Annotated in this window: 26 protein-coding genes; 7 read left to right on the forward strand and 19 right to left on the reverse strand. The window is 67.4% G+C overall.

What is annotated here, in order from left to right:
• The first annotated feature begins 4 nt into the window (after nucleotides 1–4).
• Nucleotides 5–1,702, forward strand: a complete 1,698-nt coding sequence (locus AB4120_RS00660) for a long-chain fatty acid--CoA ligase (RefSeq protein ID WP_149135450.1) — start codon at nucleotides 5–7, stop codon at nucleotides 1,700–1,702.
• 12 nt (nucleotides 1,703–1,714) lie between these two features.
• Here AB4120_RS00660 and AB4120_RS00665 read toward each other — a convergent pair whose 3' ends face one another.
• Both AB4120_RS00665 and AB4120_RS00670 read right to left on the reverse strand, forming a co-directional pair.
• A complete protein-coding gene (locus AB4120_RS00665) occupies nucleotides 1,715–2,524 on the reverse strand; it encodes an ankyrin repeat domain-containing protein (RefSeq protein ID WP_149135451.1) in 810 nt (269 codons plus the stop codon).
• Nucleotides 2,525–2,553: 29 nt separating this feature from the next.
• Nucleotides 2,554–3,348, reverse strand: coding sequence for a gamma-glutamylcyclotransferase (locus AB4120_RS00670; RefSeq protein ID WP_441641737.1), 795 nt, complete (start codon nucleotides 3,346–3,348; stop codon nucleotides 2,554–2,556).
• Between the two features lie 148 nt (nucleotides 3,349–3,496).
• Between AB4120_RS00670 and AB4120_RS00675 the strand changes: the two genes are divergently transcribed.
• Nucleotides 3,497–3,817, forward strand: a complete 321-nt coding sequence (locus AB4120_RS00675; RefSeq protein WP_149135452.1) for a hypothetical protein — start codon at nucleotides 3,497–3,499, stop codon at nucleotides 3,815–3,817.
• 88 nt (nucleotides 3,818–3,905) lie between these two features.
• Here AB4120_RS00675 and AB4120_RS00680 read toward each other — a convergent pair whose 3' ends face one another.
• The 7 genes from AB4120_RS00680 to AB4120_RS00710 all read right to left on the reverse strand — a co-directional run bounded on the left by AB4120_RS00680 (nucleotide 3,906) and on the right by AB4120_RS00710 (nucleotide 8,483).
• Nucleotides 3,906–4,253 carry an FKBP-type peptidyl-prolyl cis-trans isomerase gene (locus tag AB4120_RS00680; protein WP_144198073.1) on the reverse strand — a complete coding sequence of 116 codons (348 nt, stop codon included), beginning with the start codon at nucleotides 4,251–4,253 and terminating at the stop codon, nucleotides 3,906–3,908.
• Nucleotides 4,254–4,309: 56 nt separating this feature from the next.
• Complete coding sequence (locus tag AB4120_RS00685; RefSeq protein WP_144198135.1) at nucleotides 4,310–4,858, reverse strand: YaeQ family protein; 549 nt, start codon at nucleotides 4,856–4,858, stop codon at nucleotides 4,310–4,312.
• Nucleotides 4,859–5,008: 150 nt separating this feature from the next.
• Nucleotides 5,009–5,317 (reverse strand): hypothetical protein, encoded by a 309-nt coding sequence (locus tag AB4120_RS00690; RefSeq protein ID WP_149135453.1) that lies wholly within the window; start codon nucleotides 5,315–5,317, stop codon nucleotides 5,009–5,011.
• Nucleotides 5,318–5,495: 178 nt separating this feature from the next.
• Nucleotides 5,496–6,071 carry a YceI family protein gene (locus AB4120_RS00695; RefSeq protein WP_441641738.1) on the reverse strand — a complete coding sequence of 192 codons (576 nt, stop codon included), beginning with the start codon at nucleotides 6,069–6,071 and terminating at the stop codon, nucleotides 5,496–5,498.
• 16 nt (nucleotides 6,072–6,087) lie between these two features.
• Complete coding sequence (locus AB4120_RS00700; protein WP_149135455.1) at nucleotides 6,088–6,474, reverse strand: MAPEG family protein; 387 nt, start codon at nucleotides 6,472–6,474, stop codon at nucleotides 6,088–6,090.
• 21 nt (nucleotides 6,475–6,495) lie between these two features.
• Nucleotides 6,496–6,720 (reverse strand): RNA-binding S4 domain-containing protein, encoded by a 225-nt coding sequence (locus AB4120_RS00705; RefSeq protein WP_144198077.1) that lies wholly within the window; start codon nucleotides 6,718–6,720, stop codon nucleotides 6,496–6,498.
• Nucleotides 6,721–6,722: 2 nt separating this feature from the next.
• The gene (locus tag AB4120_RS00710; RefSeq protein ID WP_149135456.1) at nucleotides 6,723–8,483 is read right to left on the reverse strand and encodes a glutamine--tRNA ligase/YqeY domain fusion protein; all 1,761 of its coding nucleotides are present in this window, start codon (nucleotides 8,481–8,483) and stop codon (nucleotides 6,723–6,725) included.
• Nucleotides 8,484–8,728: 245 nt separating this feature from the next.
• On the opposite strand from AB4120_RS00710, the gene AB4120_RS00715 reads away from it, so the two are divergent.
• The gene (locus AB4120_RS00715) at nucleotides 8,729–10,210 is read left to right on the forward strand and encodes a CoA transferase (protein WP_441641739.1); all 1,482 of its coding nucleotides are present in this window, start codon (nucleotides 8,729–8,731) and stop codon (nucleotides 10,208–10,210) included.
• A 27-nt stretch (nucleotides 10,211–10,237) separates the two neighbouring features.
• Here the strand turns inward: AB4120_RS00715 and AB4120_RS00720 are convergent, their stop codons facing one another.
• From AB4120_RS00720 to AB4120_RS00740, 5 genes are all read right to left on the reverse strand, one after another.
• Nucleotides 10,238–10,861: an FMN-binding negative transcriptional regulator gene (locus tag AB4120_RS00720; protein WP_149135457.1), complete on the reverse strand. Its 624-nt coding sequence runs from the start codon at nucleotides 10,859–10,861 to the stop codon at nucleotides 10,238–10,240.
• Between the two features lie 53 nt (nucleotides 10,862–10,914).
• Nucleotides 10,915–11,532: a pyridoxamine 5'-phosphate oxidase family protein gene (locus AB4120_RS00725; protein ID WP_441641740.1), complete on the reverse strand. Its 618-nt coding sequence runs from the start codon at nucleotides 11,530–11,532 to the stop codon at nucleotides 10,915–10,917.
• Between the two features lie 37 nt (nucleotides 11,533–11,569).
• On the reverse strand, nucleotides 11,570–12,430 hold the full coding sequence (locus tag AB4120_RS00730) for a PhzF family phenazine biosynthesis protein (RefSeq protein WP_441641741.1): 861 nt from the start codon (nucleotides 12,428–12,430) through the stop codon (nucleotides 11,570–11,572).
• A gap of 206 nt (nucleotides 12,431–12,636) precedes the next feature.
• Nucleotides 12,637–14,262, reverse strand: a complete 1,626-nt coding sequence (ggt, locus tag AB4120_RS00735) for a gamma-glutamyltransferase (RefSeq protein ID WP_441641742.1) — start codon at nucleotides 14,260–14,262, stop codon at nucleotides 12,637–12,639.
• 13 nt (nucleotides 14,263–14,275) lie between these two features.
• Nucleotides 14,276–15,253, reverse strand: a complete 978-nt coding sequence (locus AB4120_RS00740) for a Bug family tripartite tricarboxylate transporter substrate binding protein (protein WP_149135460.1) — start codon at nucleotides 15,251–15,253, stop codon at nucleotides 14,276–14,278.
• 143 nt (nucleotides 15,254–15,396) lie between these two features.
• On the opposite strand from AB4120_RS00740, the gene AB4120_RS00745 reads away from it, so the two are divergent.
• Nucleotides 15,397–16,281 (forward strand): LysR substrate-binding domain-containing protein, encoded by an 885-nt coding sequence (locus AB4120_RS00745; protein WP_149135461.1) that lies wholly within the window; start codon nucleotides 15,397–15,399, stop codon nucleotides 16,279–16,281.
• Between the two features lie 25 nt (nucleotides 16,282–16,306).
• Here the strand turns inward: AB4120_RS00745 and AB4120_RS00750 are convergent, their stop codons facing one another.
• From AB4120_RS00750 to AB4120_RS00760, 3 genes are all read right to left on the reverse strand, one after another.
• Entirely contained in the window at nucleotides 16,307–17,866 is a 1,560-nt protein-coding gene (locus AB4120_RS00750; RefSeq protein WP_149135462.1) for a hypothetical protein, read from the reverse strand.
• Nucleotides 17,867–18,177: 311 nt separating this feature from the next.
• On the reverse strand, nucleotides 18,178–19,680 hold the full coding sequence (locus tag AB4120_RS00755) for a tripartite tricarboxylate transporter permease (protein ID WP_441641743.1): 1,503 nt from the start codon (nucleotides 19,678–19,680) through the stop codon (nucleotides 18,178–18,180).
• Nucleotides 19,681–19,693: 13 nt separating this feature from the next.
• Entirely contained in the window at nucleotides 19,694–20,155 is a 462-nt protein-coding gene (locus tag AB4120_RS00760; RefSeq protein ID WP_149135463.1) for a tripartite tricarboxylate transporter TctB family protein, read from the reverse strand.
• Between the two features lie 406 nt (nucleotides 20,156–20,561).
• Between AB4120_RS00760 and AB4120_RS00765 the strand changes: the two genes are divergently transcribed.
• The 3 genes from AB4120_RS00765 to AB4120_RS00775 all read left to right on the forward strand — a co-directional run bounded on the left by AB4120_RS00765 (nucleotide 20,562) and on the right by AB4120_RS00775 (nucleotide 22,948).
• The gene (locus AB4120_RS00765) at nucleotides 20,562–22,334 is read left to right on the forward strand and encodes a potassium/proton antiporter (protein ID WP_441641744.1); all 1,773 of its coding nucleotides are present in this window, start codon (nucleotides 20,562–20,564) and stop codon (nucleotides 22,332–22,334) included.
• A 90-nt stretch (nucleotides 22,335–22,424) separates the two neighbouring features.
• The gene (locus AB4120_RS00770) at nucleotides 22,425–22,691 is read left to right on the forward strand and encodes a type II toxin-antitoxin system Phd/YefM family antitoxin (protein WP_144198136.1); all 267 of its coding nucleotides are present in this window, start codon (nucleotides 22,425–22,427) and stop codon (nucleotides 22,689–22,691) included.
• Nucleotides 22,688–22,948 carry a Txe/YoeB family addiction module toxin gene (locus AB4120_RS00775; RefSeq protein ID WP_149135464.1) on the forward strand — a complete coding sequence of 87 codons (261 nt, stop codon included), beginning with the start codon at nucleotides 22,688–22,690 and terminating at the stop codon, nucleotides 22,946–22,948. The genes AB4120_RS00770 and AB4120_RS00775 overlap by 4 nt, the downstream gene beginning before the upstream one ends.
• A 29-nt stretch (nucleotides 22,949–22,977) precedes the next feature.
• On the opposite strand, the gene AB4120_RS00780 is transcribed toward AB4120_RS00775, so the two are convergent.
• Both AB4120_RS00780 and AB4120_RS00785 read right to left on the reverse strand, forming a co-directional pair.
• Nucleotides 22,978–24,012, reverse strand: a complete 1,035-nt coding sequence (locus AB4120_RS00780) for a tripartite tricarboxylate transporter substrate binding protein (RefSeq protein WP_149135465.1) — start codon at nucleotides 24,010–24,012, stop codon at nucleotides 22,978–22,980.
• Between the two features lie 31 nt (nucleotides 24,013–24,043).
• Nucleotides 24,044–24,499, reverse strand: coding sequence for a DUF2214 family protein (locus tag AB4120_RS00785; protein ID WP_149135466.1), 456 nt, complete (start codon nucleotides 24,497–24,499; stop codon nucleotides 24,044–24,046).
• Between the last annotated feature and the right edge of the window lie 32 nt (nucleotides 24,500–24,531).

A 24,531-nucleotide genomic window follows, 5' to 3' on the forward strand; every position in this document is an offset into this window, starting at 1 on the left:
CAAGATGACCACCACGCCCGCGCGTCCGCATTTCCAGTTCTGGCCGAAGCGGCTGCCCACGCAGATCGTGCTGCCTGAGACCTCGCTCTGGTACAACCTCGAAGTCTCCGCGCGCCGCTACGCCGAGAAGCCGGCGATCCGCTACTTCGGCAATGCCATCACGTTCCGCGCGCTGGAGGCGCAGGCCACGGCGCTGGCGGGCTGGCTCCAGCAGAAGGCCGGGGTGAAGAAGGGCGATCGCGTGCTGCTGTACATGCAGAACTGCCCGCAGTTCATTGTCAGCTACTACGCGATCCTGCGTGCGGACGCGGTGGTGGTACCCGTCAACCCGATGAACCGGGCCGAGGAGTTCAAGCACTACGTGACCGATGGCCAGGCGCGCGTGGCGATCTGCACGGCTGACCTTGCCGCCGGCGTGGCCCAGGCCAACGCCGAACTGCCGGCCGACCAGCAGCTCCAGCACGTGCTGGCCACCCAGTACGCGGACGCGCTGCCGGCTTCCTACGAACACCCTGAAGACGCGCCGCCCGCGTGGATCACCGCCGAGTATCCGCTGCCGGCGGGCGCCACGCCGTGGGCCGAGGCGCTCGGCGCCGGCCTGCAACCCGGCCCGCACACGGCCGGCCCGGACGACATCGCCGTGATGCCGTACACCTCGGGCACCACGGGCTTCCCCAAGGGCTGCATCCACACCCATCGCTCGGTCATGCACAACGTGATCGGCGGCGGCACGTGGTCGGGCAGCGGCGCGGAATCGGTGATCCTGTCGGTCCTGCCGCTGTTCCACGTCACCGGCATGCAGTACGGCATGAACGGGCCGATCTACAGCGGCGCCACCGTGGTCATGCTGCCGCGATGGGACCGCGAGGTGGCCGGGCGACTGATCTCGCGCTACCAGGTCACGCACTGGACCAACATCCCGACCATGGTGATCGACTTCCTGGGCAGCCCGAACCTGGCCAGCTTCGACCTGACCAGCCTGCGCTACATCGGCGGCGGCGGCGCGGCCATGCCGCAGGCCGTGGCCGAGCGGCTCAAGGAACAGTTCGGCCTCAGCTACCTGGAGGGCTATGGCCTCTCCGAGACCATGGCGCCGACGCACAGCAACCCGGCCGACCGCGCCAAGCTGCAATGCCTGGGCGTGCCGACCTTCAACACCGAGGCGCGCGTGATCGACCCCGTCACGCTGGCCGAACTGCCGCCGAACGAAGTGGGCGAGATCATCGTGCGCGGCCCGCAGGTCTTCAAGGGCTACTGGGGCAAGCCCGATGCCACGCGCGACGCATTCATCGAGTTCGAAGGCCGGACCTGGTTCCGCACCGGCGACCTGGGCCGCATGGACGACGACGGCTACTTCTTCATCACCGACCGCCTCAAGCGCATGATCAATGCGTCCGGCTTCAAGGTCTGGCCGGCCGAGGTGGAAAACCTGCTCTACAAGCATCCGGCCGTGCAGGAGGCGTGCATCATCGGCACGCGCGACGCCTATCGCGGCGAGACCGTGAAGGCCGTGGTGGTGCTGCGCACCGCCGCCAAGGGCAATACCACGCCGGAAGAGATCATCGAATGGGCGAAGGAGAACATGGCGGCGTACAAGTATCCGCGCGTGGTCGAGTTCGTCGATGCATTGCCGAAGTCCGGCACCGGCAAGGTGATGTGGCGCCAGCTGCAGGAGAGCGAGAACACGCGTACCGGCGCGTGACGTGCGCGGGCCTCAGTGCCCGCGGGCGCGCATCAGCATCCTGACCATGGTCTTGTAGCCGCGCTCGCGTGCATGGCGCGTGGGCGTCACGCCTTCGCGGTCGGCGAGGTTGGCGTCCGCGCCCGCATCCAGCAGCAGTTGCACCACTTCCTCGTAGCGCGCGCTGCCGTCGCCGAGCACCACGGCCTCGAGCAGCGCGGTCCAGCCGAGCTGGTTCACGTGGTCCACGCTGAGCCCGCCCTTCAGTAGCAGTTTCACGATTTCGACATTGCCGTGCTGGCTCGCGGCGATCAGTGCCGTGCCGTCGTAGCGGTCCGTGCTGCGCGGGTCGGCGCCGTGGGACAGCGCCAGCCGCACGATGTCGATCTGTCCCGTGGCGGCCGCCACCAGGAACGGGCTGTTCGACTCCCCATCCTTGCGATTCACATCGGCGCCGGCCAGGATCAGTGCCCGCGCCACCTCGTTGCGGCGGTTGTAGACGGCGGCCAGCAGCGCGCTGCGGCCGCGTTCGTCCACGGCCTGCATCGACGCCCCGGCAGCGAGTAGCCGATTGACGAGTTCCGCGTCGCCAATGCTGGCGGCGGTGATCAGGTTGCGGTCCAGCGCGGCCATGCCATCGCTGCGCGGCGGCAGGGTGGGCGGATCGACCGGACGCGTACGCGGCCCCTGCGCGAGGGTGGGGCCGTTGCCGATGCCAGTCAGGGTGCGCGCCAGCGTCTGGCCGCCCTGGCCGGCGAGCAGGCCGCCGGCCATCAACAACCCCAACAGTCCGAGCATTTCGGCGATGGCCTGGCGGCGGGGGCGGGTCTGGGAGCGCGTCATGTGGGGGGTGTCGAAGGCGCTGGGGTGGCTCAGACGGTTTCGTGCGGCGCGTTGGCGGCGGCGATGCCGTCCGTGCCGTCGGCCTGCATGACGGGCGGCCGGTGGCGGTGCGGATCGTCGCCGGCCGGGTGCATGGCATCGGCACCGTCACTGTCCTGGAGCAGGCGCCAGAGGCGGCCCAGGTAGGGGTCGTCCACCCCGTTGGTGGCCAGGCCCAGCAACGTCTGCTGGAGATATTCGCGGGCCGGGCCGTACAGGCCGCAGGCGTGGCGTAGACAGTCCACCACGCGGGTATCGGGCAGCCGCCCCGCGTAGGCCGGATGTTCGCGGTTCATCACAAAAGCCAGCGCGCGGGCTTCCGGTGCGTCCGGGGTATTGTCGAGCTTCACGCGCAGCCAGCGCGGGTGATAGGCGCCGGTCAGCATCTCGCGGCGCCAGAGCACGCGGAATTCCTGCTCGATCACATGGGCCGGGATGCGGAACACCATGCCCGTGCAGCAGCCGCCCCGGTCCAGGCCGAGCACGAGCCCGGGGTTGTCCCAGGTGCCGCGATTGATACGGGAGTAGAGGTAGAAGCCGCGATGGTAGCCGTGCACGGTGGCCAGACGCCGGTCCGTATGGACCACCATCGGGTTCCAGATCAGCGAGCCGTAGCCGAACAGCCAGACATCGCCCTGCAGGGCATCGCCATCAGGCCGGGCGGCCAGCGTGGCATGGAGCGATTGCTCGATATCGGCCTCAGGCAGCAGCGAGGACGCGACCGGTGTGCTGCACAGCGATGCGCGCAGCCTGTCCGCTTCGAGGTCCTGTCTGGTGATGGCCATGGATGGAAGGATAATCCAAAGCGTATTGATCCGTCGCAAGGAAGCCACACGCGGCGAGCGGGGTGTGTGTCACAGGCAACGGTTTGCAATGCGCCCGCCGGGCCGGCAAGTCTCTACAATGGGGGCCTGACTTCTTGGAGAACCGGTCATGGCGCGTACGCTTACCGTGGTGTTCGGCAGTGGCAAGGAATTCGATTTCACGCTTGGCGATGCCGAGCTGGCGGCCGTGACCGAGGAGGCCGCGTGGCGCTGGTTCGACCGCGAATATGCCGAACTGGACTGCCAGGCCTCGAGCCCGGTGGGCAAGGTGCTCGTCATCGACAAGATCCTGAACGTGGCCAAGTTCTCGGGTGAGAACCGCTTCAGCGGCAATACGGAGTGGGCGCAGGACTTCGCGCGGCACGCCGGCCGGCTGCTGGACCGCGACAAGGTGCGCGTGGATGTGGGCAACGCCGCGATCGGGTTCTGACGGGCTCTGAAGCCCCGGCTTTCAGATTCCACGATGTAAAAACGGACGCCGAGGCGTCCGTTTTCATTGGGTCAGGCCAGGCCGAAGCTCAGACCGACAGCAGTTCCACTTCGAACAGCAGCGTGGCGTTCGGGGGAATCACGCCACCGGCGCCACGGGCACCGTAGCCCAGGTCGGCCGGAATCACCAGGCGGCGCGTGCCGCCCACCTTCATGCCCTGCACGCCTTCGTCCCAGCCACGGATCACGTGGCCGGCGCCCAGCGGGAACACGAACGGGTCGTTGCGGTCCTTGCTCGAATCGAACTTGCGGCCAGCCTGGCCGTTCTCGTACAGCCAGCCGGTGTAGTGCACGGTCACGTGCTGACCTGCCGTGGCTTCGTTGCCAGCGCCGACAACGGTGTCTTCGAATTGCAGGCCGGAGGGAGTGGTTTGCATCGCAATCTTCCTGTTTTTGGTTGATGAAGCGTTATCTGGGGCTCGGGCGGCCCGCCTCAGCCGGCGGCGCGCTGGAGTACGTCGAGCGTCAGCTGCACGTTGTGGTCGTCGTCGCTGACCCAGATCTCGGCGTCCTGGATGGTCACGGACAGGCGCATGGCGCGCTGCGCCATGCCGGCCAGTGCCTCCACGGCTTCCGACGGCACATTGTAAATGGTCACGTTACGGAGCTTGCTGGCCTTGCCGGCCATGCCCTTCCACCATTCGCGCGCGCTGGCGCTCTGATAGGTATAGACGGTGACGCGGTCCGCGCGGGACGAGGCGCGCCGCAGCCGGGCTTCGTCGGGCTGGCCGAGTTCCACCCAGTGGGCGATCTCGCCGGTCAGCGTCTTGTCCCAGAGGTCGGGTTCGTCGGGCTCGTCGAGGCCGCGCGTGAAGGTGAGGGACTCGGACGCCTCGCAGGCGAAGGCCAGCAGGCGCACCATCATCCGCGCGTCGTTTTCGGACGGATGCTGGGCGATGGTCAGCGTATGGCTGCCGTAGTAGGGCCGATCCATGTCCGATACGGACAGTTCGGCCTTGAAGATGGTGGACTTGAGCGCCATGGAATCACGGGAAATGCGGGCTCGCGCCGGCCCCGGGATGCCATCCGGCACGGCGCGCGAAGGCCGCATCATACGTGATCCGCGTGGGCAGGCGATGGAAAACCATCGCCCCAAGGTGCGTTGGCGCGCGCTGCCCGGGCGCGGCGGGCACTAGGACTTGCGCTTGTGGCTGACCCAGAAGCGCAGCACCGCCGATACCAGCACGAGCGCCAGGAACGCGGCGGCCGCCACCAGCGCGAGGCCGGCGTTGCTGTTGATCTGGCCTTCGACGGCCACGCTGACCAGCAGCGTGCCGACCATGACGGCCAGCAGCGGCAGCAGCAGGGCGCCACGGCCATAGGTCTGGTAGGCCCAGAGCGGGAATTTGCGGACGGTTTGGGCAGGGATGCTGCAGGCCAGGCAGGCGCCGGCTGCGGCCAGGGACGCCGCAACGACGTCTCCGACGTGAATAGTGATCATCTCGACTCGCGAATCGCCGGGTACGCTGGGGGCGGAACGCGGCAGGATGGGGGATGGCAAGGCGCTGATTTTACTGAAATTTTTCCCGGCAAAGGTGACGCGGGGTCGTCATCGGGGCCGATATCGAAGATCGATTTCCCCTATTCAGGATGGCGGCACGCTGCCGTCCGCCCCGGGCCTACTGCGCGGGCGTCGCTTCGACCGCAATGTGCAGCGTCACGGTATCGCCGACGTCGGGCAGGAACCGTGTCATGCCGAAGGCACTCCTGGGCAGGCTGGCGTGGAAATCCCCACCGCAGACGTCGCGGCCCACGCCGAACAGCACCACGCGCCCGCAACTGAAGCGGTCGGCCTCCAGCCGCAGGGGGTGGGTCACGCCCAGCAGCGACACCTGCCCCTCCACGGCCACGAGCTTCCCGCCTTCCACGACGAAACGGTTGCCCTGGAAGCGCGCGACCGGGAAATTCTGGGAATCGAAGAATTGTGGCGAGCGCAGCACCCCGTCGAGGCTGCGATTGCCGGTATCGACCGAGTCGGTATCCACCGTGAAGTCGATCGACCCCACCCCGGTGGCCGGGTCATAGAGGATGCGGCCATCCAGCTTGTTGAAGCGGCCGCGCACCGTGGTGCGGTCGAAATGGCTGGCGCCGAAATAGACCGCGGTATGGGTGGGATCGACGTTGTAGTTCACGGGCGCCGCCCAGATTGGGGCGCTGGCGCCCAGGAGGGCGGCGATCAGTAGACGGGGCAGCATGGCTGGTAGCTAGTAGCTAGTGGACGAACACCGGCAGCAGGAACAGCCCGATCACGGTCAGGAAGCCGATGGTCCAGCACAGCGTGCGCAGCGTGGCCCGGTCGGTCAGGTAGCAGACCGTATAGAGGATGCGCGCGACGACGAACACCATCGCCAGTTCGTCGATGCGGGCCTGCGGCGCGCTCATGTGCGTGGCAATCAACACGCCAGCCGCGAAGAACGGGAAAGCCTCGAAGTGGTTGCGATGGGCGAGATCGGCGCGCCGCGCCCGCCCACTCTGCTTCTCCAGCCAGCCGCGCGGGTCGTGGTTGTCGAAGCCGCCACGCCCGCCCGCCTTGGCGATGGCCACCGTCAGCACGGGCAGCAGCCCCGCCACCAGCACGCACCAGAACGCAATCGGCATATCGCTCCTTTGGGTTCTATATCAGGCGGCCACCACCTTGATGCGCACGCCGGCCATGGTTACCACCTGCCCGGCGCGGATCTTGGCGGTCTTGCGCGATTCGGCTGCGCCATCCACCGAGACCTCGCCGGCCGCCACCAGCGCCTTGCCGGCGCCGCCGCTGTCACAGACGCCGGCCAGCTTCAGCAGGTCGTTCAGGGCGATGAACTCGCCCTCGAGCGGAAATGTGATGGTTTGCGTCGTCATCGTCACTTGCCCCAGCTGTCCTTGAGGCCAACCGTGCGATTGAAGACGGGCTTGCCCGGCTGCGAATCGGTCCGGTCCGCCACGAAGTAGCCGTGACGCTCGAACTGGAAGCGGTCTTCGGGCTTGGCGTCGCGCAGGCCCGGCTCCAGGTAGGCCTTGACCACCTTCTTGGAGTCGGGGTTCAGCGCCTCGAGGAAGTTCTTGCCGCCCGCGTCGGGGTTCGGGTCGCTGAACAGCCGGTCGTACAGGCGCACCTCGGCCTCCACTGCGTGCGGCGCGCTGACCCAGTGGATGTTGCCCTTGACCTTGACGCTGTCCGCGCCCGGCGTGCCGCTCCTGGTTTCCGGCAGGTAGTTCGCGTGCACGGCCACCACGTTGCCGTCAGCGTCCTTGTCCACGCCCGTGCACTCGATCACGTAGCCGTAGCGCAGGCGCACCTTGTTGCCCGGGAACAGGCGGAAGTAGCCCTTGGGCGGCGTCTCGGTGAAGTCGTCGCGCTCGATCCACAGTTCGCGCGAGATCGGGAACACGCGGCGGCCCAGTTCGGGCTGCTTGGGGTGTACCGGCGCCGAGCATTCCTCGGTCTGGCCTTCCGGGTAGTTGTCCAGGATCAGCTTGACCGGGTCGAGCACGCCCACGCTGCGCGGCGCGCGTCCGTCCAGGTCGTCGCGCACGGCGCCTTCGAGCGTGCTCATGTCGATCCAGCTATCGGCCTTCGACACGCCCACGCGGTCGCAGAACAGCTGGATCGATTCCGGCGTATAGCCCCGGCGGCGGATGCCGACGATGGTGGGCATGCGCGGGTCGTCCCAGCCGTCCACGCGGTTTTCGTCCACCAGCTGCTTGAGCTTGCGCTTGCTGGTGATGGCGTAGGTCAGGTTCAGGCGCGCAAATTCGTACTGGTGCGGCAGCGGGTCGCGGAACACGCCGGCTTCGCGCAGGTGCTGGAGCACCCAGTCGTACAGCGGGCGGTTGTTCTCGAACTCCAGCGTGCACAGCGAATGCGTGATGTTCTCGATCGCGTCCGAGATGCAGTGCGTGAAGTCGTACATCGGGTAGATGCACCACGCATCCCCGGTACGGTGGTGATGGGCGTGGCGGATGCGGTAGAGCACCGGGTCGCGCAGCACGATGTTCGGCGCGCTCATGTCGATCTTGGCGCGCAGCACGTGCTCGCCGTCGCCGTACTTGCCGGCGCGCATGTCGCGGAACAGCGCCAGGTTCTCCGCCACCGTGCGGTCACGGAACGGCGAAGGCTTGCCCGGCTCGGAGAAGTTGCCGCGCGTGGCGGCGATCTGCTCGGCGGTCTGGCTGTCCACATAGGCGGCGCCGCGCTCGATCAGCGTTTCCGCAAAGGCGTACAGTTGCTCGAAGTAATCGCTCGCGTAGTACAGGTGCGGCTGACCGCCCGGCTGGGTGGCGTCCCACGAGAAGCCGAGCCAGTGCACGGCGTCGATGATCGAGTCGACATACTCGGTGTCTTCCTTGACCGGATTGGTGTCGTCGAAGCGCAGGTGGCAGCGGCCGGCGTAGTCGCGCGCCAGGCCGAAGTTCACGCAGATGCTCTTGGCGTGGCCAATGTGCAGGTAGCCGTTCGGCTCCGGCGGGAAGCGCGTGATGACCGGCGGCAGCGCGGCGCCCTGGCTGTCCGCGCGGCCGGCGTAGGTGCCCGCAGCGAGGTCCTGGTCGATGATGCTGCGCAGGAAGTTCGAGGAGGCCGGGTTGTCGGTGGACTTGTCGGTAGGCTTGTTGTCTTGGCTCATGGTGGCGCCGCGTCGCACGCGGCCATATGGCATGGTGTGGGGTACCGGAGAGATGTGCTCCGGCGCCCCTTGTTCGGTGGAATGGCGGGATTTTACCGTGCCAGCGGGGCAACCCGGCGGTGCGGCGCGATTTTCAGAATCGGCTCACAGCGCGGTGGCTGCAAGTGGTGCAGAATCCACGGCAGGTCATCGCATGCCGCCATCGTGGCATGAAAAGCTTGGGCCATGTTGCGGGAACACAACCCATGAACACTGCTTCCTCTCCTGATTCGCCCCTCTCGGCCACTTCGTCCACCGCGCCCACGTTGCCGGCGGACGCCCTGGCCGGCCTCTGGCACGGCGCCGGCCTGCCGCCCGAGGCCCTGGCGCACCTGGCGCTCACCGGTGCGGACCCGGTGCTGCCATCGAGTTTCGCGGTGGGCACGGCGGCGCAGGCCAGCCTCGGGGCGTCCGCGCTGGCCGCGGCGGCGCTCTGGGCGCAGCGCACGGGCCGCTGGCAGGACGTGGCGGTGGACATGCGTCACGCGCTGGCGGAGTTCCGCAGCGAGCGCTACCTGCGCGTGAACGGCGGGCCCGCCCCCGAGCTCTGGGACAAGATCGCCGGCCTGTACCCGTGCGGCGACGGGCGCTGGGTCCGGCTGCACACCAATTTTCCCCATCACCGCGACGGCGTGCTGCGCCTGCTCCAGTGCGCGCATGACAAGAATGCGGTGCGCGCGGCGCTGGGCCGCTGGGAGGCCGAGGCATTCGAGTCCGCCGCCTCTGACGCCGGGCTGGTGGTGGCCGCCATGCGGCCCTACGACACCTGGCGCGCGCATCCGCAGGCACAGGCCATCGCCGGGCTGCCACCGGTGACGATCGAGAAGATCGGCGAGGCGCCGCCGCAGCCCCTGCCGGCGCTGTCGCCCCATGCCGAGATCAATGTCGATGCCCGCCCGCTGACCGGCGTGCGCGTGCTCGACTTCACGCGGATCATCGCTGGCCCGGTGGCGGGGCGCACGCTGGCCGCGCACGGGGCCGACGTGCTGCTGGTGACGGCGGCGCACCTGCCGGCCATCGCGCCGCTGGTGATCGATACCGGGCGCGGCAAGCGGTCCTGCCAGCTCGACCTGCGCGACCCGGACGACAAGCGCACGCTGCACAAGCTGCTGCATGGCGCCGACGTGGTGGTGCAGGGCTACCGCCCAGGCGGGTTGGCCGAACTCGGCGCCGGCCCGGAGGCGGCGGCGCGCGCACGGCCGGGCATCGTCTATGTGTCGTTGTCGGCCTACGGGCATGTCGGGCCGTGGGCGGGCAAGCGCGGCTTCGATTCCCTCGTGCAGACGGCCACCGGCTTCAACGACGACGAGGCGCGCGCGGCCGGTAGTGCCGAGCCCAAGCCGCTGCCGGCCCAGGTGCTGGACCACGCGGCCGGCTACCTGCTGGCGTTTGGGGCGATGGCCGCGCTGCACCGGCGCGCGGTGGAGGGCGGAAGCTGGCACGTACGGGTGTCGCTGGCGCAGGTGGGGCAATGGCTGCGCGGCCTGGGCCGCGTGCCGGAGGGCTGGCGCGTGCCGGACCCACATTTCGACGAGATGTCAGACCTGCTCGAGGTGCAGGAGTCAGGCTTTGGCGAGTTGACCGTGGTGCGCCATGCCGCGCGGCTCTCCGAGACGCCGGCGCACTGGGCGCTGCCCTCGGTGCCGCTCGGCACCCATGCGCCGGAGTGGCGGCTGCCGCGCGGGTGAGCCTTGATGGAACTCAGTTCGGGGGACTCAGTTTGCGCCGGTCAGCCGTGCCATCCAGTCGGCCATGTCCTGCTCGATGGCGGAGCCGGCGCGCTGGGCTTCCAGGATCCGGGCGCGGTCCGTGGCGGGGCGGTTCTGGCTCAGCTTGAACTTGCCTTCCACCCGCGTCGGCACCAGGCGCAGGCCGACGATGGCGCCCAGCATCTTCTGCTGGAAATCCTCGGGCAGGTCGCGCCACTGCTGGGCGTAGCCCGGTTCGTTGCGGCCGATCAGCCGCTTGAGCAGGGCGTCCTTGTCGGCGGCGTCGTGGACGGTGGTGACCTCGCCGTAGACATGCACCGCCACGTAGTTCCAGGTCGGCACGGACAGCTTCTGGTCGTAGAGCGACGGCGAGACGTAGCCATGCGGCCCCTGGAACACCAGCAACGCCTTCGGGGTTTGCTCCAGCCATTTCCAGTGCGGATTGGCGCGCGCGACGTGCCCCTCGATGCGCCAGCCGCCCTCGGACGCCCGCTCCGCCACCACGGGCAGGTGCGTGGCGAACGGCAACCCGTCCGCATCGGTGCCAACCAGCGTGGCGAAGGCGTAGCGGCGCATGACCTCGTCGATCAGGTCGGGGTCGTCGCTGGCGAAGTGGGACGGCATGTACATGGCAGGGTTCTCTTCTTGTGGAGTGGGGCAGGCCGCTAGTGCGGCCAGTACAGCTAGTACAGCGTCTTGCGCATGCGCTCGGGCATTTCGCGGTCGTAGGCCACGCCATCGATCGCGTTCTTGCTCAGTTCGGCGACGATGGTGCCCGTGCTCGGCAGGCGGTCGCGCGGAATCTGGGTTTCGGGCGACCACAACGCCGAGCGCACGAGGGCGCGGGCGCACTGGAAGAACACCGAGCGGATCGAGATCACCAGCACCGTGGTCGGCGCCTTGCCGTCATGCACGCAGCGCGCGATCAACGCGGGATCGGTCGAGATCTTCGCCGTGCCGCTCACGCGCAGCGTTTCGTTGACGCCCGGCACCAGGAACAGCAGGCCCACGCGCGGGTCGTTGACGATATTGCGCAGGCTATCGATGCGGTTGTTGCCGCGCCGGTCCGGCAGCAGCAGCGTGCGGTCGTCCAGTACCTGCACGAAGCCGGGCTGGTCCCCGCGCGGCGAGCAGTCGCCGCCGTGCTCGTTCAGGGTGGACAGCAGGCAGAACGGCGAGGCGTCCACGAAGGCGCGGTAGTGCGGGTGCAGGTAGTCGACTTCCTTGGCCAGCGAGGCCCCGGCGGGCTCGGCGTACAGCGATTCGAGGTCGGCGAGCGCTGCGATGTCGTGTGAGGTCATGGCGGGGAGGGGGAGGGAGGCGAGGGATCGGATCGTGTCAGATCGTAATAGTGCCACGGCCGATCTCGACCACGCGGCCGCCCACGCGGATCGCGCCGTCGGCGGTCACGGCGAGGTCCAGCCGGCAGCGGCGATCGACCTGTTCGCCCTGATCCACCTCGTACGTGGCCGGCAGCGCGTGGCCAGTGGCCAGCAGCCAGCCGCCGAGATTGGCGCAGGCCGAGCCGGTGCCCGGATCTTCGGCCACGCCGCCGCCCTGCTTGGTGAAGAAGTAGCGCACGAGCACCTTGCCGGGCTGCGCGGGGTCGAAGGCGAACACATAGGCGGTCTTGCGGCCCAGGCTGCTTTGCGGCCACTGGTCCAGCCGGCTGCTGTCGGGGGCGGCGCGGCGCACGGCGTCGGGCGTCTTCAGCGGCACCAGCAGCTGGTCGGCGCCGGTATCCACCCACATCGGCGAGCCGGCCAGGTCGTCTGCGGACAGGCCCAGCAGCGAGGCCATCTCGGCATCTGGCAGACCGGCCGGCGCGGTGCGCGGGGCGCCCGCGTGCGGCGCGGTCAGGGTCCAGCGGTCGCCGGCGGCGGTCACCGGCACCACGCCGGCCTTGAATTCGAGGGTCAGCGCATCGCCGGTTTTTGCGAGGTCGCGCACCACGTGGGCAGTGCCCAGCGTCGGGTGACCGGCGAAACGCATCTCGTAACCCGGGGTGAAGATCCGCACGGCTGCCGTCGCGCGCTCGGACGGCAGCACGAAGGTGGTCTCGGAGAGGTTGAATTGCAGCGCCAGCGCCTGCATCGTGGCGTCGTCCAGGCCGCGCGCGTCCTCGAACACACACAGGGGATTGCCGCCAAGCGTGGTCTCGGCAAAGACGTTGACGATGCGGAAAGCGTAGGAGGCCATGGCGGGAGCGGGCAGGAAATTGGACGAATTGCCAGTGTAGTGCGCACGGCGCGGCACACCATGCACAGTTCCACGCGCCGCGAACAGAACAGTTGGCGCGCCGCCCGCCCGTCGGCCATGAAAAAAGGCGCCAGGGTTGCCCCTTGGCGCCTTGCAGGACGGCTATAGCGGTACTGCGGTGCTTCTATCTATATATAGGCGGGCGGTCAGAAGCCCACGGCCTGGCCGTCGCGGCGGCTGTCGCTGGCGGCTACGTAGCCCTGCTCGGCATCGTCGGAAAGGCGCCAGATGAACTGGCCGGAGCCGAAGTCCATGTACGGGTCGTTCACGGACTTGAGCTGGTGGCCACGGTCCTTGAGGCCGGCCACGGTGGTCGGGTCCATCGTGCCTTCCACGTCGAGCGTGAAGTCACGGTTGACCTTCCAGCGCGGCGCGCAGCAGGCGGCCTGCGGCTGCTGGTCGTAGTCGAGCATGCGCACCACGGTCTGCACGTGGCCCTGCGGCTGCATGTCGCCGCCCATCACGCCGAAGCTCATTACCGGCTGGCCATCCTTGGTCAGGAAGGCCGGGATGATGGTGTGGAACGGGCGCTTGCCGCCGGCCACCACGTTGGCGGACTTCGGGTCCATCGAGAAGCCCACGCCACGGTTCTGCAGGCTGATGCCGGTATTCGGTACCACCACGCCCGAGCCAAAGCCCATGTAGTTCGACTGGATGAACGAGATCATCATGCCGTTCTCGTCGGCGGCGGTCAGGTAGATCGTGCCGCCGGTCTTCGGCATGCCCGGCGTGAAAGCCGTGGCGCGCTGCATGTCGATCAGCTTCGCGCGGGACTTCAGGTAGGCCGGGTCCAGCATCTGCTCGGGCGTGACTTCCATGGTGCGCGGGTCGGCCACGTAGCGGTAGAGGTCGGCGAAGGCCAGCTTCATCGCCTCGATCTGCAGATGCTGCGAGTCCACCGAGTCCACCGGCAGCGAGCCGACGTCGAACTGGTCGAGGATGCCCAGCGCGATCAGCGCGGCAATGCCCTGGCCGTTGGGCGGAATCTCGTGCACGTCGTAGCCGCGATAGGACTGGCTGATCGGCTTGACCCAGTCCGGGCGATAGTTGCGCAGGTCGTCCAGCGTCATCGCCGCACCGCATTCCTTGCTGAAGGCGGCGATCTTCTCGGCGATCTCGCCCTCATAGTAGGCGCGGCCCTTGGTGGCGCCGATCTTGCGCAGCGTGTCGGCGGCGGCCTTGAAGACGAACTTCTCGCCTACGTTCGGCGCGCGGCCATGCGGCATGAAGGTGTCGGCGAAGCCGGGCTGGGTCTTCAGGTCCGGCACGGCGGCGGCCCACTTGTGCGCCACCACGGGCGGCACGGCGTAGCCGCGCTCGGCGATCTCGATCGCCGGCTCCATCAGGTCTTCGAACGGCAGCTTGCCGAACTTCTCGTGCAGCGCGGCCCAGCCGGCCACCATGCCCGGCACGGTGACCGCATCCCAGCCGCGGACCGGGCGATTGGCGAGGCCGTTGCCGTCCACGCCGTACTTGTTCTTGAAGTATTCGGGGTTCCAGGCGGCCGGGGCCACGCCCGACGAGTTCAGGCCGTGCAGTTCCTTGCCGTCCCAGAGGATCGCGAAGGCATCGCTGCCCAGGCCGCACGAGACCGGCTCCACCAGCGTGATGGCGGCAGCGGCGGCGATGGCTGCATCGACGGCATTGCCGCCCTTGAGCAGCATGCGCAGGCCGGCCTGTGCCGCCAGCGGGTGCGAGGTGGACACCACGTTGCGCGCGAACAGCGGAATGCGCACGGTGGGGTAGGGGTTGGTCCAGTTGAAGTTCTTCATGGGTTGTCTCGTTTTAGTCCACCTGAATCTTGCGATCCTTGATCAGCTTGCCCCAGCGGGCGCTGTCCTTCTTCACCATGGCTGCGAACTGCGCCGGCGTGCCGCCGACCGGCTCGGCGCCGAGCTTGGCCAGGCGGTCGCGCACGTCCTGCGACTGGATCGCCTTGTTGAACTCGGCGTTGAGCCGGCTAACCACGTCAGCCGGCAGCCCCTTGGGGCCGTAGATGCCGAACCACGTGTCCGACTCGAAGCCCGGCAGGCCCGATTCGCTGGCCGTGGGCAGGTCCGGCGCCAGCGGCGAGCGCTTCGCGCTGGTCACGGCCAGCGCCTTGAGCTTGCCGTCCTTCACGTGCGGCATGCCGGAGACAATGCTGTCGAACAGCACCTGCACCTTGTTCGAGATCAAATCCGGCACCGCCAGTGCCGTGCCGCGATACGGGATATGGGTGATGAACACGCCGGCCTGCGCCTTGAAGGCCTCGGCGGTCAGGTGTACCACGGTGCCGTTGCCGCTGGACGCGTAGTTCAGCTCGCCCGGGTGCTTCTTGGCGTAGTCGATCAGCTCCCTCACGTTCTTCACCGGCAGCTGGTTCGGCACCACCAGCACGTTGGTGGCCACGGCCACCTGGCCAATCGGCGTGAAGTCGGTCTCGGTGTTGTACGGCAGGTGCGTATTGATATAGGGGCCGATCGAGTGCGTGCTGGTCGTGGCAATCAGCAGCGTGTAGCCGTCTGCCGGGGCCTTGGCCGCCATGTCGGAGCCGATGGCGCCGCCTGCGCCCGGACGGTTATCCACCACGATCTGCTGGCCCATGTTGGTGCCCACCTTCTGGGCGATGGCGCGCGCCAGCAGGTCCGTGGCGCCGCTGGCCGGGAACGGCACGATCAGCCGGATCGGCTTGGACGGGTACGTATCCGCGTGCGACGGCGCGGCAACCAGGGTCAGGCTCGTGGTAAGGCCGATGCCGAGCAGGCGTAGCCAGGAAGTCATTCTTCTTCTCCGATGCGGATAACGGGCAGGCAGCAAAAACCGAGCCAAATCAAGGCTCGCCCATCATTATTCCGTGCGCCGAGTCACAATGAAAGCTAATATTCCTTTTGTGATCAACAAGAAAAACTTGTGGTTCGACCTTCATGAGTACCATCCGTTTTCTCCGTACCTTCGTCGCCGTGGCCGAGCAGGGCTCGTTTGCCGCCGCTGCCGGCCGGGTGGCGCTGACGCAGGCGGCGGTCAGCTTGCAGATGCGTTCGCTCGAACAGGAACTGCGCCGTGAATTGTTCGACCGCAGCGGCCGGGTGGCCGTGCTGAACGCGGACGGCCGCGAACTGCTGCCGCAGGCGCGCCGGCTGCTGGCGCTGTATGAGGAAATGCGCCTGCCGCAGGGCGGCGCCGAGGACATGGCGGGCGCCGTGGCGGTGGGGGCTGTCGTCTCGGTGATGGGCGGGCTGTCGCATGTGGTGGCGCGGCTCAAGCGGGCCTATCCCGCGCTGGACGTGCGGCTGGTCGGTGCCAAGTCCATCGATCTGGCCGAGCAGGTGGAAAGTGGCGAACTGGATGCCGCGTTCCTGGTGGAGGGCTCGGGCCGGCCCGCCGGCACGCTGCGCTGGACGCCGCTCTACCAGGAGCCGCTGGTGGCGATTGCCGCGCGCGGCAGCCCCGGCGAGACCGCGCGCGAGGCGCTGGCGGCCAACCCCTTCCTGCGCTTCGACCGGGGCCAGCGCACCGGCGCGCTGGTGGAGCGGGCGCTGCGGCGCGCGCACCTGCGCACCAACGAATTCCTCGAACTGAATTCGATCGAGGCGCTGGTGGAACTGGTGCGGCAGGAGGTGGGTGTGACCGTGGTGCCGCAGTTGCGGCTGGCACGCTGGCACGAGGATGCCGCACTGCGCCTGCTGCCGCTGCAGGCGGGCGGCGAGCCCGTGGTGCGCACGCTCGGCATGCTGGAGCGGCGCGACCACGGCCGCGCCCATGTCACGGAGGCGATCCGGTCAGCCTGCGAGGCGCTGTTCGGCAGCTAGGCGGGCATCCAGGGCGGCCGGGCGCCTATGGCCGGTCGGCACCCGCGTGGCGGGACGCTTGATGTGGCGATGTCTTCACATGCGCCGGGGCTGCGCTCATGCCGCGCTGGGATGACCCCGGCACGCCCGGCGGCGCCGTGGCGGACAGGATATGCCGCAGCGACAGCAGCATCGCGCCCAGGAACAGCAGGGTCCAAAGCATGCCCGCCGCCTTGCCGGCCGGGGACAGCTCGACCAGCCGCATCGCGAAGAGGTCCGGAAAGCGTCGCGCGGCATCGGTCATGGCGGTCTTGGGGTCGTTGGTCTTCGGGAAGACCAGCGGCTCGCCGGCCAGGCTCATCTGGATGCCGGTCCAGACGCCGATGTGCTGGTAGGGCAGGGCCGAGTTCTGCGGCCGCGCGCCGGGGAACTCGCCAACGATCACATGCCAGTTGATCAGCGTGGGCGCCAGGTTGAGCAGGATCGAGATGACCAGCAGCGGCACCGCCGTGCGCCGCGCGTGCTGCCACATCCATTGCAGCGCCGGGGCCGCCGCGAAGAACAGTACCGGCAGCAGCGGCACCATGTAGCGCGGCCCCCAGCCGAAGTGCCCCCAGTTCTTCATGTGCGCGATCATCAGCAGGTAGCAGACTGCGGACGCCAGCGCCGCGTACAGCAGCTGCTTCTGGCGCGCGGGGAGCGTGTGGCGCATCTTGAATACGAACAGGGCCAGCAGCAGCACCGGCGCGAACAGGAACAGCCCCATGTTGGGGCTGGCCAGCAGGCCAAGCAGGCCGGTCACCGGGTTGCCGTTGAGTGCGAGACTGTCCGAGATGTGCAGGTCGGCAGCGATGGCCGGCCGCAGGAACAGGCCGGTGCGGATGTGGTTGTAGTAGAACGCGGGCAGCATGGTGATGCCGAGCGCCACCAGCAGCACGGCGAAGCCGGTCTTGTGGCGAGCGCGCTCCATCCACAGCAGCCAGAGCACGCCCATGCCGAAGAACGGCAGAAGCGAGTAGCGGAACGAGCAGGCCAGGCCCAGCGCCACGCCGGCGGCCACGAAGACCCACAGTGATGTGGGTGGCCGCAGCGCGCGCGCCATGAAGTAGAGCCAGGCGCAGAGACTGGCTGCCGCCGGGGTCACATCCCACGCTGTCTTGGCGTAGGGCATGAAGGTTGTGCCGGCATAGAACACCAGCGCCAGCCCGAAGGCCGCGCGGGCGGAGCAGAACTCGCGCATCAGCAGGAACATGAAGATTGCGCCGAGCGTGTTGTAGGCCGCGTAGACGAACGAAGTGATCAATTTGCCATACGTGCGGCCGACGTAGCGGTCGCGCACCAGGTGGTAGGGGGCGATGTCGCCGAGCGCTTCGTCGATAAGGGCACCGGGCATCATCAGCATCAGCGCGCCCACGTCGTGGGGTTCGTAGTAGAGGCCGTCCGGCCCCTTGTTCCAGTACGTGAGCACAGGCGGATTGACGGGGCTGCCCAGCTTCCCCGTGGACGCCAGCAACTGCGCCGAACGGTACTGCTCGCCTGCGTCGCCGCTGGCCAGCCGCCCGCTGGACAGCAGCATGGCGAGGCTGAAGAAAAACACAATGACCAAGGCCGTGACCATCCCGGCGGGCGTCGTGGCAGACCCGTGGGAGAACCCGTGCGGTCGATGGCTTGCGTTACGCATCATGGCAAGTCCTCTGGACGCATGTATTTGAGGGAATACACGCGCATGTTGCCGGCACGCCGGGGTGCCTTATGTACGTTTCAACACCAATCGCACGATTGCCATGGCTGCCAACAATGACCGTCGCGTATGCCGCATGGCCATTGGCATTTCAGGAAGAAAGCGCATAAAAAAAGGGCGCCATAAGGCGCCCTGAGCTTGCGTTGTGTGGCCGGTACCCCCGGCCAGGGTAAGGCTTATTCTTCCTGGAACGCTTCTTCGCGCTTGGACTTGATCGACGGCATCGCCACGATCGCTACCAGCACCGCCGCGGCGATCAGCAGGCCCATCGACAGCGGGCGCGTCACGAACACGGTGAAGTCACCACGCGACAGCAGCAGCGAGCGACGGAAGTTCTCTTCCATCATCGGCCCCAGCACGAAGCCGAGCAGCAGCGGCGCCGGTTCGCACTTCAGCTTGATGAACAGGTAGCCGATCACGCCGAAGGCCGCGGTCTGGAACACGTCGAACGTGGTGTTCTGGACCGAGTACACGCCGATGCAGCAGAACGTCAGGATGGCCGGGTACAGGAAGCGGTACGGCACCTTGAGCAGCTTGACCCAGATACCGATCATCGGCAGGTTCAGGATGATCAGGATGAAGTTGCCGATCCACATCGAGGCGATCAGGCCCCAGAACAGCGCCGGGTTGCTGGTCATCACCTGCGGGCCGGGCTGGATGTTGTGGATGGTCATCGCACCCACCATCAGCGCCATCACCGCGTTGGGCGGAATGCCCAGCGTCAGCAGCGGGATGAAGGAGGTCTGTGCCGCGGCGTTGTTGGCCGATTCCGGACCTGCCACGCCTTCGATGGCGCCCTTGCCGAACTCGCTCGCGTACTTCGAGGTCTTCTTCTCGAGCGAGTACGCTGCGAACGAGGCCAGTGCGGCACCGCCGCCCGGCAGGATACCCAGCGCGGAACCCAGCGCCGTGCCCCGCAGGATGGCCGGGATCATGCGCTTGAAGTCTGCCTTGGTCGGGAACAGGTTGGTCACGTGATCCGTGAACGTCTCGCGGTGTTCCTTCTGCTCCAGGTTCGCGATGATTTCCGCGAAGCCGAACACACCCATCGCCACCGACACGAAGTTCAGGCCGTCGGTCAGCTCAGGCACGTCGAACGAGAAGCGCGCCGCACCCGAGTTCACGTCGGTACCGACCAGACCCAGCAGCAGGCCCAGCACGATCATCGAGATGGCCTTCACCAGCGAGCCCGAAGCCAGCACCACGGCACCGATCAGGCCGAGCACCATCAGCGAGAAGTATTCGGCGGGGCCGAACTTGAACGCCAGTTCCGACAGCGGGGCCGCGAAAGCAGCCAGGATCAGCGTGGCCACGCAGCCGGCGAAGAACGAGCCGATACCGGCTGTGGCCAGTGCCACCCCGGCCCGCCCGCGCCGCGCCATCTGATAGCCATCGATGGTGGTCACCACCGACGACGATTCACCCGGCAGGTTCACCAGAATAGCCGTGGTGGAGCCGCCGTACTGGGCGCCGTAGTAAATGCCCGCCAGCATGATCAGCGCCGCCACCGGGGGCAGCGTGTAGGTCACCGGCAGCAGCATGGCGATCGTGGCCAGGGGCCCGAGGCCCGGCAGCACACCGATCAGGGTCCCGAGGATACAGCCCGCGAAGGCGTATGCCAGGTTCTGGAAGGTCAGGGCGGTGGAGAAGCCCAGACCAAGGTTGGTCAACAGTTCCATTTCGGCCGTCTCCTCAGTTTGCCAGGAAAGCCGGCCACACCGGCATCTGCAGGTTGATGCCGTACACGAAGGCGCCCAGGCTGATCAGCACGAGGATGATCGAGTTGAGGATAGCTCCCTTCCAGCTGAATTCATGGCTGGCCATCGAGGAGACCAGCACCAGTACCAGCACTGACAGCACCATGCCAAGCGGCTTGAGCAGCAGGCCGAACAACACCACGGCACCCAGGATCCAGAGCAGGGACTTGATGTCCCAGCGGGCCAGCTGGTCTTCCTCGCCCTTGGACGACAACGATCCCCACAGGACCAGCGCGCCGAGTATGGCGAGCACGATGCCGAGCCAGAACGGGAAGTATCCCGGTCCCATCTTGGCGGCCGTTCCCATGGAATAGCCACGGGCGACGAAGGAAAAGCCGAATCCGACCAGCATGAACAGCAGGCCGGAGGCAAAGTCCTTTTGGCTACGTATGCGCAAAATGATTCTCCTCGATATAAAGCTTGAAATCCGCGTGCGGTGATTGGTGTACGCGTGTTGCGCACCGTCCCGAAGGGACAGCTCCCCCCAACCCCGTCACGAGCAGGGTGGAAGTTAAAAGCGCATCCTTTCAGCTACCTTTCATATGTCTGCAATCAGGGTCAACTTCAGGGTATCTCCCTACGCAGACGTCTGAAAGTCAGCCGAAAGTTGTCCGAAAGCCGAACGTAAGTCGTTGACAAGGCAAGGGAATTTGCGCGAAGGGGTATCCGGTGGAGGTGTCGTCGCCGGTACCGGAAGGGGCGGCAGAAGAGACAGCGGAAGAGACGGCGGAAGGGATGGCGGAGGGTGTGCGCTATCATCGGTCGCACTCCCCGGCGCAGCGTGGCGCATCGAAAGGAATCGTTTGGAAAGTATCGACCATGCCATCCTGATCGGCGCCGTGGTGATGACGCTGGGCATCCTGCTCGGCGTGTTCTCGGCGCGCTTCGGCGTGCCGTTCCTGCTGGTGTTCCTGGCGGTCGGCATGCTGGCCGGCGTGGACGGGCCCGGCGGCATCCGCTTCGCCAACACCTGGCTCAGCTTCCTGGTGGGCAATATCGCGCTGGCCGTGATCCTGCTCGACGGCGGGCTGCGTACGCGCTTCGCCACTTTCCGCGTGGCGCTGCGGCCATCGCTGTCACTGGCGACGGTGGGGGTGGGCATCACGGCGGTGCTGGTCGGGCTGTTTGCGGCGTGGATGCTGGGCATCGACTGGAAACTCGGCCTGCTGCTGGGCGCCATTGTCGGGTCGACGGACGCCGCCGCGGTGTTCTCGCTGCTCAACGGCAGCGGCATCCGTCTCAAGGAGCGGGTGGCGAGCGTGCTGGAGATCGAGTCGGGCATCAATGACCCCATGGCGATCTTCCTGACCCTGACGCTGATCGAATGGATCACCGCCCCGGACGGCCTGACTGCCAGCGCGCTGGCGTGGCGGCTGGTGGTGCAGTTCGGCGTGGGCGGGGTGCTCGGCGTGGTGCTGGGTTTGGGCGTGGCGCGGGTGATGGAGCGCATCCATGTGGCCGAGGGCCTCCAGGCCATCCTGGTCTGCGCGGCCGGCTGCATGGTCTTCGCGCTGGTCCAGTCGGCGCACGGCAGCGGCTTCCTCGCGGTCTACCTGACCGGGATGATCGTCGGCAATCGCGAGCGGGCCGTGACCGACGACACCATGCGCGCCATGGACGGCATGGCGTGGCTGGCGCAATCCGTGATGTTCCTGCTGCTCGGCCTGCTGGTCACGCCGAGCCGGATCTGGGACGTGGCGCTGCCGGCTGGGGCCGTGGCGCTGTTCCTGATGGTGGTGGCGCGGCCCGTGGCAGTCTGGATCGCCCTGCTGCCGTTCCGCTTCAACGGGCGCGAGAAGGGATTCCTGGCCTGGATGGGCCTGCGCGGTGCGGTGCCGATCGTGCTGTCCCTGTTCCCGCTGCTGAAGGGCATGGAGGATTCGGGGCTGCTGTTCCGGGTGGCGTTCGCCGTGGTGCTGCTCAGCCTGCTGTGCCAGGGCACCACGGTGGCGCTGGCGGCACGGCTGGCCCGGGTGCTGCGGCCGGCCTACCAGGATCCGGTCTCGCGCGAGCGCCTGCAGGGTACGCGGTCGCCGGCGCTGGAATTGATGCAGTTCGTGGTGGCGGCCAACGCGCCGGTGGAGAACCTCCGCGCGGACCAGCTCGAACTCCCCCCGCGCAGCCGCCTGATGACCGTGGCCCGCGACGGCGCGCTGGTGCCGCTGGAGCAGGTGGTGCTGCGCGCGGGCGATGCGGTCTCGGTGCTGGCCCCGGGCGGGTCGGTGCCGCTGCTGTCGCGGCTGTTCCAAAGCGCGGCGCGCGCCCCGGCCTGGGCGCAGCTCTCGCACGACTTCCTGCTGACTGGCGACGCCCTGCTGCGCGACGTGGCCCCCCTCTACGCCACCCGCCCCCTGACCGCCGACGAGGCGGCGCGGACCCTGGAAGAGGCGATGCTGGCGGTGTTCCCATCGCCCCCCGTGGAAGGCGACGCCCTGGAAATCGCCGGCCTGCGCCTGACCGTGACCCGCATGGAAGGCCCGCGGATCGTCCAGGTCGGCCTGCTCCTGCCGCGCGGCCCGGCCACCGAGGAAACGATCAAGGACAAGATGTGGCAGTTAAGGCGCAAGGCGCCTTGACGGTTCAATTTCAAATTTCAGAATCGTCTTCTTCTTCGGCTGCGCCCGATCGGCTATACTTGTACAAGTACTTGAACAAGTGAGGCCATGATGCGCACCGTCCACTTCTCGGATGCCCGGAACAATCTGAAGGCAGTAATCGATCAGACCATCGACGACGCCGACGTCACGCTAATTACGCGCCGTGACGCGCCGAACGCCGTGCTCATGTCTCAGGATCTCTACGAGAGCATCGCCGAAACCCTGCATCTTCTCCGTTCGCGTGCCAATGCAGACCGTCTGGCCAGCTCGATTGCGCAATTGCGTGGAGGCAACACGAAGGAGCGCGCGCTCCATGAGCCCGAGGGCGATGAATGACCCGCAAGGTCTTATTCACGCCGGATGCATGGGAAGACTATGTGTATTGGCAGGGTCAGGATCGTAAAACCCTGAAACGCATCAATCAGTTGATCAAGGAAGTGCAACGCACGCCGTTCGAGGGGATTGGCAAGCCCGAGCCTTTGGTCGGCAACCTCACCGGCTTCTGGTCGAGGCGGATCGATGATGCGAACCGCCTCGTCTATGAAGCCACGGAAGACCAGGTCAACATCGTGGCTTGCCGCTATCACTATTGACTGACGGCGGCGGTACCGGGCCTACCCCCTCAATCCACCTTCGCCCCCGACACCTTCACCACTTGCCCGTACTTCTTCAGTTCACGCTGGATCAGCGCGCCGAACTGCTCAGGGGTGGTGGGGGCCGGTTGGGCGCCGATGCGGGCCAGGCGGGCTTTCATGTCTTCGGTCTTGAGGATGGCCACGATGTCGTGGTTGAGACGTTCGACGATCTCACGCGGGGTGCCGGCCGGGGCCAGGACGCCGAACCACGTCGAGATGTCGAAGCCTTCCAGCCCGAGGCCCTTGCCGGCCTCGGCGATGGTCGGCAGTTCCGGGAACGCGGCGGCGCGGGCCGGCGTGGTCACGGCGAAGGCCTTGAGCTTGCCGGCCTTGATGTTGGCCGACGCCGAGGCGAGGTTGTCGAAGATCAGGTCGGTCTGGCCTGACAGCACCGACAGCTGCGCCGGCGACGCCCCGTTGTACGGGATATGGACCATGCTGACGCGGGCCATGCTCTTGAACAGTTCGCCCGACAGGTGGCCGGCGCTGCCGTTGCCGCCGGAGGCGTAGTCGAGCTTGCCCGGATGCTTGCGCGCGTACTCCACGAGGTCACGCACGGTATTGATATGCAGCTCGGCGGCCTTGCCCGGGTGCATGACCAGCACGTTCGGTACGTCGGCGACCAGCGTGATCGGCGCGAAATCCTTCACCGGGTCGTACGGCATCCTGGCGAACAGCGTGGGATTGATGGCGTGCGTGGCCACCGCGCCCATCACGATGGTGTAGCCGTCCGCCGGCTGCTTGGCAACGTAGTCCGCGCCGAGGTTGCCGCCCGCGCCGGGTTTGTTCTCCACGATGATGGGCTGGCCGAGACTTTCGCGCAGGCGCTCGCCGATGGCGCGCGCCACGGTGTCCAGCGGGCCGCCGGCGGGGTAGGGCACCACGAACTTGATCGGCTTGGTCGGCCAGTTGGTCGGCGCGGAGGCAGGGGCAGCGGCGTGGGCCGGCGTGGCCAGGGTGGCCGCCACCAGCGCGGTGGCGGAGGCGGCCATCTTCGTGGCCGTCAGCAGGGTCTTCAGCATCTCGGGAGTCTTCAACAAATCGATGAAAGGGTCAGCGCGCGCCGATGCCGCGCGCCATCATCACGGCGCAGAGCGGCAGCAGGATGAACACATGGGCCTCGATCATGACCCAGCGGCGGGCGCGCTTGATCTCGTCCGGCATCGGCACGAAATCGGGCAGCTTGCGCGCCTGCTTGCGCCAGCGCGCGATGGCGAGCGTCGGCGGCAGCGAGCACAGGGCAATCAGCACGAACACGGTCACCTTGGCGTGGAACCACGGGTTGTGCAGGTAGAAATCCACGCCCTTGGCACCGTAGAACAGCCGCAGCAGCCCGGTGGCGAGTACCACCATGGCTGACAGGAAGTAGAACAGGTCGTACAGCGACAGCCGGCGCACGATGGCGGGCGTCATCCCGGGGCGCAGCACCACGGCCTCGGCGGCGAGCAGCGTGACCAGCAGGAAGATCGCCAGAAAATGGAAAAACGCCAGGAAGGCATCGGTCAGCATGCATGCTCCTAATTAGTCAGGGGACGCAAACA

Origin of the sequence: Cupriavidus sp. 2KB_3 (genome assembly GCF_052115685.1) — a bacterium.
GTDB lineage: Bacteria > Pseudomonadota > Gammaproteobacteria > Burkholderiales > Burkholderiaceae > Cupriavidus > Cupriavidus campinensis.